The organism is Deinococcus aerolatus, assembly GCF_014647055.1.
Taxonomy (GTDB): domain Bacteria; phylum Deinococcota; class Deinococci; order Deinococcales; family Deinococcaceae; genus Deinococcus; species Deinococcus aerolatus.
This window is the reverse complement of sequence record NZ_BMOL01000041.1, coordinates 1-7329: the sequence shown is the minus strand read 5'-3', so window position 1 is coordinate 7329 and position 7329 is coordinate 1. Positions and strand designations below refer to the sequence as shown.

7 protein-coding genes and 2 riboswitches are annotated in these 7329 nt (G+C 65.2%); of the genes, 3 read left to right on the top strand and 4 right to left on the bottom strand.

What is annotated here, in order from left to right; all coding sequences use genetic code 11:
• Positions 1-572: IS3 family transposase (locus tag IEY31_RS18135; RefSeq protein WP_188974361.1), on the top strand; the 572-nt coding region annotated here is incomplete at its 5' end.
• 250 nt (positions 573-822) lie between these two features.
• On the opposite strand, the gene IEY31_RS18130 is transcribed toward IEY31_RS18135, so the two are convergent.
• The 4 genes from IEY31_RS18130 to IEY31_RS18115 all read right to left on the bottom strand — a co-directional run bounded on the left by IEY31_RS18130 (position 823) and on the right by IEY31_RS18115 (position 5965).
• Positions 823-1302 (bottom strand): hypothetical protein, encoded by a 480-nt coding sequence (locus IEY31_RS18130; protein ID WP_188974360.1) that lies wholly within the window; start codon positions 1300-1302, stop codon positions 823-825.
• A gap of 73 nt (positions 1303-1375) precedes the next feature.
• Positions 1376-1951, bottom strand: a complete 576-nt coding sequence (locus IEY31_RS18125; RefSeq protein WP_188974359.1) for a hypothetical protein — start codon at positions 1949-1951, stop codon at positions 1376-1378.
• Positions 1952-2098: 147 nt separating this feature from the next.
• Positions 2099-2182: riboswitch (cyclic di-GMP riboswitch) on the bottom strand.
• 97 nt (positions 2183-2279) lie between these two features.
• Positions 2280-3059 (bottom strand): hypothetical protein, encoded by a 780-nt coding sequence (locus IEY31_RS18120; protein WP_188974358.1) that lies wholly within the window; start codon positions 3057-3059, stop codon positions 2280-2282.
• Positions 3060-3202: 143 nt separating this feature from the next.
• Positions 3203-5965, bottom strand: a complete 2763-nt coding sequence (locus tag IEY31_RS18115; protein WP_188974357.1) for a hypothetical protein — start codon at positions 5963-5965, stop codon at positions 3203-3205.
• 92 nt (positions 5966-6057) lie between these two features.
• A riboswitch (cyclic di-GMP riboswitch) is annotated at positions 6058-6141 on the bottom strand.
• A 175-nt stretch (positions 6142-6316) separates the two neighbouring features.
• Here IEY31_RS18115 and IEY31_RS18110 point away from each other — a divergent pair.
• Together IEY31_RS18110 and IEY31_RS18105 are read left to right on the top strand one after the other, a co-directional pair.
• Positions 6317-6826 carry a hypothetical protein gene (locus tag IEY31_RS18110; RefSeq protein WP_188974356.1) on the top strand — a complete coding sequence of 170 codons (510 nt, stop codon included), beginning with the start codon at positions 6317-6319 and terminating at the stop codon, positions 6824-6826.
• 162 nt (positions 6827-6988) lie between these two features.
• Complete coding sequence (locus IEY31_RS18105) at positions 6989-7288, top strand: hypothetical protein (protein ID WP_188974355.1); 300 nt, start codon at positions 6989-6991, stop codon at positions 7286-7288.
• Positions 7289-7329 lie beyond the last annotated feature (41 nt).

Here is a 7329-nt window from a genome sequence, read left to right as displayed (position 1 = left end):
GGCGGCGCTTTCAGCCCACGACAGAGTCCACCCACAACCAGTCAAGATTTGCCAATCTGCTGCCACAGCTCATTTTGACCAGACCTGACCAGGTCTGGCAGGCCGATCTCACGTACATTCGCGTCAAGCAGGGCTTCGTTTACCTGGTGTGCGTGCTGGACAGCTTTACCCGTGAAGTGGTGGGCTGGTCTTTGTCGAGGTTCATGGACGCCGCCTTGCCCCTGACAGCGCTGGACAACGCGCTTGCAGCGCGTTGTCCAGCAGCGGGGCTGGTCCACCATTCAGACCAGGGGGTCCAATACGCGAGTCGGGCGTATGTGGACCGCTTGCGGTCCATGGGCATGACGCCGAGCATGTCCAGGAAAGGGAATCCTTACGACAACGCCCGAATGGAGAGCTTCTACAAAACCTTGAAGACCGAGGAGGTCAATCTGCAGGATTATCTCAACCTGGACGACGCCCGACAGCATCTGAACCGATTCATCGGAGAGCTGTACAACCGAGAACGCCTGCATTCGAGTCTGGGCTACGTTCCACCCACCGAGTTCGCCGCCCGCTATCATTCCGCTTAGAAGTGCTTGACCACTGGTCCTGAGTTATGGGTTCACTCCACGATAGCTGAGAGAAAAACGGTGATACAGCTTTTTGGGCAGGGTGGATGATGGTCACCTTTGAAACGGTGGCGGTAGGGTTTGACGTCGATCACGGACGGTCAGCGTAGCCCAGTCCAATGAAGGCAACACAACCGTCCCGCTGGCCCTCCCTGCGGATGCCACAGTGTCGGCAGTGAGCGGTCTGGGGTGAATCATGGAGTCCTGACGTTCAGTTGGTGGTGAGGGTCAGGGTCACCTGGGTGTTCAGGTCAGCGGTGACAGTGGGGCTAGCGCGCACGCCGATGCGATAGCGGGTGGCGTTTGTGGGCAGCAGTTGCAGGGTGCCGTCGTCGCGGTAGTAGACGTTGCTCGCAGAACCCGTCACACCGGTCACGTCCGCACCAAGCTTGACCCCGAAACTATGGTTGGTTCCACTGCCCACCACGGTCCAGAACAGGGTGTAATCGGGCTGACCGCCGGACAGAGAGAAGGACAGCGCGGCCGGGGCGGTGAGGTCGTGCGTCACCGAGATCAGGAACGTCGGGCCGTAGACATCTGCGCTGAGGCTGGTCTGCCCGAGCGGGTAGTCTGAGATGAAGGGGGACGGGCTGGGGGCGTCGGTCATGATCTGGACGCTTACTGTCTGCGCCCGCGCCGCAGAGGAGAGCAGACTCAGGCCCAGCAGGGTCATGAACGCACTGAGCTTCATGGGATCACCTTAGGTGAATACGAAGTCGGGAGAGGGCGCGAAGGCACCTTCTCCCGACTTCCCTGAGTTGGGGTTAGTTAACGGTGGCAGTGATGGTGACGGTGGCGCTCAAGGTGCTAGTAGTGGTGTTAGTGGACTTCGCACCAATCTTGAACATGGTGGCGTTGGTGAAATCGGCGTCAACTTTAGCGAAGGCTGATGTAGAGGCAGCGACTGCTGACGCATACGTTCCGGTAGAGCTGTTACCGTTGGCCGCAACCATGCCGCCGATTGCGCCCAACGACAGGTTGGTGCCAACGTTAATGTTGGCTGCACCTGCGGTGTAAGAGGTGTACTTGTACGCCAGGCTCCAGCCGTCCACTAGCGTGGACGACGCGATGCTCAGGCCCAGGTTGGTGGCGTTGTCATACGCGAATTTGATGGCGAATGCCTCGGTCGGGTACGTGTAGTCATCGCTGTTGGCCTGGCCGATCGTGTAGGTTGTTGTCATCTCCGTGTCTCCGTCGCTCATCACAAAGACGCTGACAGTAGGAGTAGGAGCGCTGGCACCGGCGGTGAAGGAGTCCGTCGGGGAGCTAGTGACGGCGAACGCGCTGGAGCTGAGGGCGAGGGCAACGATGGCGGTAACGAACTTCTTGCTGTGGGTCATGGTGGTTCTCCTGAGTGAACGGGGGGACCTCCGCATGGTGCGAGAAGTCCGCGCTTAGAGTTTTGCTGGACGATGCCCGTCCGCGCACAGAACTTGCTGATGGTGAGCCTCAGGCGGCTGTACATCTGCAAAGACTGCGGGAAAGAATCAAGGCCAGACCGGTCGCACCACTAGCTCCATTCGTTCCAGGTGCCCGAATACAGAACGAACTTCTTTGCCTTCCAACCCGCTGGGTGTTGCCCAATCGGTAAACAGAGCTTAGCGTAGCTATTCTTACGATTTAATCACTTTCAAAGCAATTGCTCATCTTTATATTGCACTGTTTGCGTCACGGCTTTGTGGCCGCCGGGACGGTCAGCGATCCCACCGCTTCACCGCGCTCGCCAGTGGCCGCTGTCGCCACTGCGAAAACCGCGTAGGTGCCCGCTGGCAGCGTGCTCGGCACGTCCAGCGCGAGGTCAATGGTCACGCCTGGCAGGATCACCATCGGCTTCGTGACCTCCACTGGCTTTCCACCGGGAACCTGGAACACGACCTTCAGGTCGTAGCGCTCGTAGGTGTTGCCGTCGTTGGCGACCGTCAGGTTCAGGGTGGGCTTGCCGGCCTTGTCCTTGCCGCTCACGAGGTTCTGAATGCTCAGCGCGTGCTTGCTGCGCCCGTCCACCGTCAGGGCGGTCACCATCGCGTAGCGTACCCGGATGCCCACGCTGTTCTTGGCCCCGCTGGCGGCTGCCGCCTCGGAGTCCACGCCGATGACCCCCCAGTACCCGCCGAGGGCTTCCGCGGGCACCTGCACCTTGAGCGGAACCACCACGCTGCTCTTGGCCGGAATCAGGTAATCGCGGTTCGGGAAGCTGGCGACCCGGAAGAGGCTCTGCGGCAGGCTGCGGGCCGGTACATGCGACAGCGATCCGTCGGGGCCCTGGATGTAGTCGTTGAAGAAGACGGTGGCCCTCACGGGCGCGTCGCCGGTGTTGGTGAGCAGGTAGTCCACGCTGCGGGCCTCACCCGGTTTGAGGTTCAGGTCACGAGGACCGCTGACGTTCAGGTCGGCGAGGGCATTGCTGGCGCAGGCCAACAGGGCAAGGGTGATCAGGTACTTGGTCATTGGGAACTCCTTGGCGGCATGGCCGCAGCAAGAGGGGAAGGAGAAAGTGCTACAGGTGTGTGGGTTGAGGGCGCGACGACAGGAGAGGTCGGGCGGCGGCCGCGCCGGGCCTGTCCCATCCGGCGTGGCTTCTGTGGCTCACATCACGGCGGGGTCACCACCAGCTGGAGGGTGCGGTGGGCCACACTGCCATCGGCGAAGTGCACCTCGACGGTCACGTTTTGCAGGCCGTCCACGGTGGCGGGCGTGGGCACGCCGACGGGCCACGGCGCGCTCTGATCCGAGGGGGCCGGGATGGTGGTCTGCACCCCCAGCACGCTGACCGTCACCTTGGTAATCTGTGCCGGCGAGGACACCTGCAAGCCTGCCGCGGTGCCCGCGGTCACCAGGGGCGACGTCCACGCCAGCCGCACTGGCGGCGTGACCTTGCTGGGATCCAGCACGACCCGTGGTGCGCCGGGCACCTGGAGCTGCACGGTCGCGCCGGCGCGCGTCAGGGTCACCGTCACCGGCGGGCGGTCCTCGACCGAGAGCTGATAGGTTCCCGCGGGCAGGGGCGGCAGTTCGAAGTGGCCGCCCGGCAGCTGCGCGCGGGTAAAGGTCTGCACCGGGCCGCTGACGGTCACAGTGACCTGGCGCTCGGGGCCGTCCGCGACGACCTCGCCGCTCTGCGGATCCACGTAGGTCACCTGCCCACGCAGCTGTCCTAGGGGCAGCACCGCCATGGTCTGATCCGCGCCCGGAGCCACGTCCATGCGCGCTATGGCGGCTGTCGTTCCATCCGGCAGGCTGCCCGCGTCGAGGCTCACTGGGCAGCTGCCCCGGAAGCCGCGCAGCGTCGCCATGCCCTGCGCGTCGGTCGTCGCGTCCTGGCCGCAGCCCTTCACCCGCGCGCCGGCCAGAGGAATGGCGCGGCCATCTTCCTGCAGGATCACGCGCACCGTGCGGCGGGTGGGATCGGGGCCGGCGAGCTGCTCGGCGAGCGCCTCGCCGGTGGGCACGAAGAGCTGGTACGAGAGCCCGGCCCTGACCCGGACGCTGCCGGGGCCGCTGAGAGGGGCACTGATACCGACCAGGCCATGCCAGCCGGAGTAGGTGTCGTAAGAGGCGGTCACGCCCGCGGTGGTCCTGGGTGCCGCGAGCACGCCCAGCACCACGAGGTTGGGCTCGACCTTCCACTGACCGCTGGGGAGCGTGCCGTGAAAGACCGCGGCGATCCCGAGATCGAGAGCGCCGGCGCTGGTGCCCGCGGCGCTCAGCTTCAGGTCGGCCGGCCCGCCTGGCGCGCTGACGGCCGCGGTGTAGTTGACGCCGCTCAGGCCCGCCGGGGTGAACTGCGCATTCGCGGCCGCCTCGAGCTGTGCGCTGCGGACGGTGGTCTTCATCTTGACGTCGGCCTGGGCACTCCTGAAGGCCCAGTGATCGAGGGTGACGCTGCCGCCGAGCTGCGAGCGGATGGCCCCCACGCTGAAGGTGCTGCGGGCGTCGAGCCACTGGCTGGCATCCGCGCCTGCCCGCATGGACAGCCGCAAGTGGTCGGTCTGGGCGCTGAGCGTCACGCTGTTCCAGGCGCTGTCCCGGACGTCCGCGCGGACACCGAAGCGGGTGGGCGTGCCGCCGAGCGTGACGTCACCCCTCGCCTCCCCCCATCCGTCGAGCCCTACCTCCCGCTGCTGAGCGCCCGCCCTGAGGCTGAGGTGCGGCGTCACGTATCCGGCCGTCACGCCCCAGCGGGTATCACGCTGGGGCGTGACCTGCACCGCGGCACTCACGTGTCCGGCGCTGCCCTCAACGGCCACGGCCGGGTCGTCGCCGTGCACGCTGACGCTCGCCCTGGCCTGCACTGTGGCCGCGCCGAACTGGCTGGACACACCCAGGCCGACCCGTGCCGCGGTCGTGCCGTTGTCCTGCGGGAGTGCAGCGGCCACCTGCACCCTGCGTATCGGGCCATAGGGGCCGAACTCCTGGCTGAGGTACAGGCCGGTGCCCACGCTGCCCGCGACGTTGGCCGTGGGCGCTCCGCCATAGTCCACTCGAGTATTGCGGTGGGCGATAGAGAGCGTCGGCTTGACTTCACTGCCTGTGCGCGCGATGGAGGCCCGCAGCGACGTGACCGGGCTGAGCAGCCCCTCGATGGACAGCACACCGGCATCGAGATGAGCCTGCCCGTCGCCGGCGCTCACCGTGGCTCCAGCGCGCACGGTCAGGCCAAAGCCCGCTCCGCGCGGTCTGGAACCGAGCAGCCGTACGTGCATCACGACGTCTTTCATACCGCCGCTCACCGTGAGCCTCACCTGTCGCTCGCTGTCCACGGAGGGAACCAGCAGCGTCAGGGTGGCCTCTCCGCCCGGTGGCACGCTGACCGGCAGGGCCTTGATGTCGGCGCCCTGGGCCGTCACACTCGCGAGCGCCGCGACGTTGCCGGTGTTCCGGATCACCAGCGGTACCTGCAGGGGTGCGCCCGGCAAGGTACGGAGTTCAGGGAGAGCGCGCGCTTCCAGTCGCGCAACGCGCGGCCAGGAGACCAGCACCTCGATGGTTGTCCCGGGCTGCCCGTCCACCTGAAAGATCAGGGTCAGGTCGCGCGCCACCGCGCCGCTGGGGCCCGCGACCGAGAGCGGAAGGATCGCCTCCCCACCCGCCGCGAGCGCCGACGGGTAGGTCACCCGCCAGCCTGGTGGGGTGCCCTCGCCGGTGGCGCCCTTCATGGCCCGCCAGCCGAGCAGCTTGAAGTGCAGCGCCTGACCGTCATAGGCCGGCCCCAGGGCCAGGACCGTGGTGACCTCACCGCTCGCCGGTAACGGCAGCTGGCGCATTAATGGGCTCCCCTGGGCGTGTACGGCCGTCCCGAACAGCAGAGCTGCCACTGCCAGGATAGGCGCAGCAGACGTCCCGAGGCGGAGCATGGCGGTAAGGAACAGCGGTGACTTCACAGCACTCCAGGGGCGTCCTGAATACGTGAGACCTGCACCTGGGAAACGGCGTGCCAGAGCACACCATTATTCAAGGTCGGTCGCACCACAAACTCGACTCACCTCAGGTGCCCGAACGGAAGGTGAGCGTCAACGTTGCCTTGAAGCTCTTGGGAGCCGGACATCCGGCCGAGAGCTGACCCAGAGTGCGCCCGCAGCGCTGACAGAAACCTTACCCGGAGACCGCCAGCATGGATAGACAACCTAGCACAACAGTGTGGGATGCCACCCAATTAGATTCCCGGCTGTCAGTCCTCTGCAAATGAACTTGCATACACTGCCATCATGCCCATGAGCCCCCAGGAGAAGATGCACATCCTTGACGTCATTGACAACCTAGATGAGATCGCTGGCTACCACGTCGGTGGTATGGTCTGCATCGAGCGCCAGGGCAAGCCGTGGAAGATCAACCGTGTGGCTGCTCTCGAAGGCTTCACCCTAACCACCGAGACCGGTCACACCTATTCGGTCACCACGGGTGAGCCGCTGTACGACGGCAAGGGAATCTGCATGCGCGCCCTGACCCGGGAGCGGGCGAACTACATCATGGGCATCGTGTTCAAGAAGGACGCCGACAAGATCGACCTCACGAAGCTCAGCGCGGGGCAACTCAGCGACCTTTCCGGCGCCGCGCATACGGTGCTCACGCTCCTCCGCGACCTCCGCAATGTTGTGCTCACCGCCGGGCGCGACGGGGACAGGTCCAGGGACGGCGCGGGGGACATTCCGGAAGAGATGCCCGTCCGCGATGTCATCGTGTTCGAGACACCGCACGAAGCGCCCGTGTCCTCCTGACGGCGCTGCGTCGGTGTCCTGAGTTCCTGTAAGAGGATGTCGATTCCGGCTCTGAACTTGTCCGCGGCCCTCCACAGCCCATGCTTTGATCCGCGGACCCTGACGCACCCCCGTCAGGAACGGTGCACACTCGATGTTCCATTTCCACTGCCGAAGACTCTGGTGAGTGACCTTGATGCGGCGCCCATGGAGCAGTACGCCGCCACGCAGCGGCATTCGCGCAGCCTGCACTTCGGCAGCAGCGGCCTCACCCTGCTGAACTTCATCGCCGCCCTGGCCCTGAAAGATCAAACCTTCGCGCAACAGGCTGCCGCCCCGATGGACTTCGCCCTGACACACGGGCTGGTCGGCATTAACCTGACCCCGCTGCACGCCCACCACCAGACCGGCCAGCCCCACTTCCTGCATAGCGCACAGGACTGCTTAACTGACATCTCTCTGTACCGGACATCTTCGAGTTGAGGTTGTGCTGGACGGGAAATCCCTGAACGTGTTAAGGGTCG

Bases quoted from the DNA above. Each gene is read 5' to 3' on its own strand.
- IEY31_RS18130 (WP_188974360.1), bottom strand. From the start codon at position 1,302: ATGAAGCTCAGTGCGTTCATGACCCTGCTGGGCCTGAGTCTGCTCTCC.
- IEY31_RS18125 (WP_188974359.1), bottom strand. From the start codon at position 1,951: ATGACCCACAGCAAGAAGTTCGTTACCGCCATCGTTGCCCTCGCCCTC.
- IEY31_RS18120 (WP_188974358.1), bottom strand. From the start codon at position 3,059: ATGACCAAGTACCTGATCACCCTTGCCCTGTTGGCCTGCGCCAGCAAT.
- IEY31_RS18115 (WP_188974357.1), bottom strand. From the start codon at position 5,965: ATGCTCCGCCTCGGGACGTCTGCTGCGCCTATCCTGGCAGTGGCAGCT.
- IEY31_RS18110 (WP_188974356.1), top strand. From the start codon at position 6,317: ATGCCCATGAGCCCCCAGGAGAAGATGCACATCCTTGACGTCATTGAC.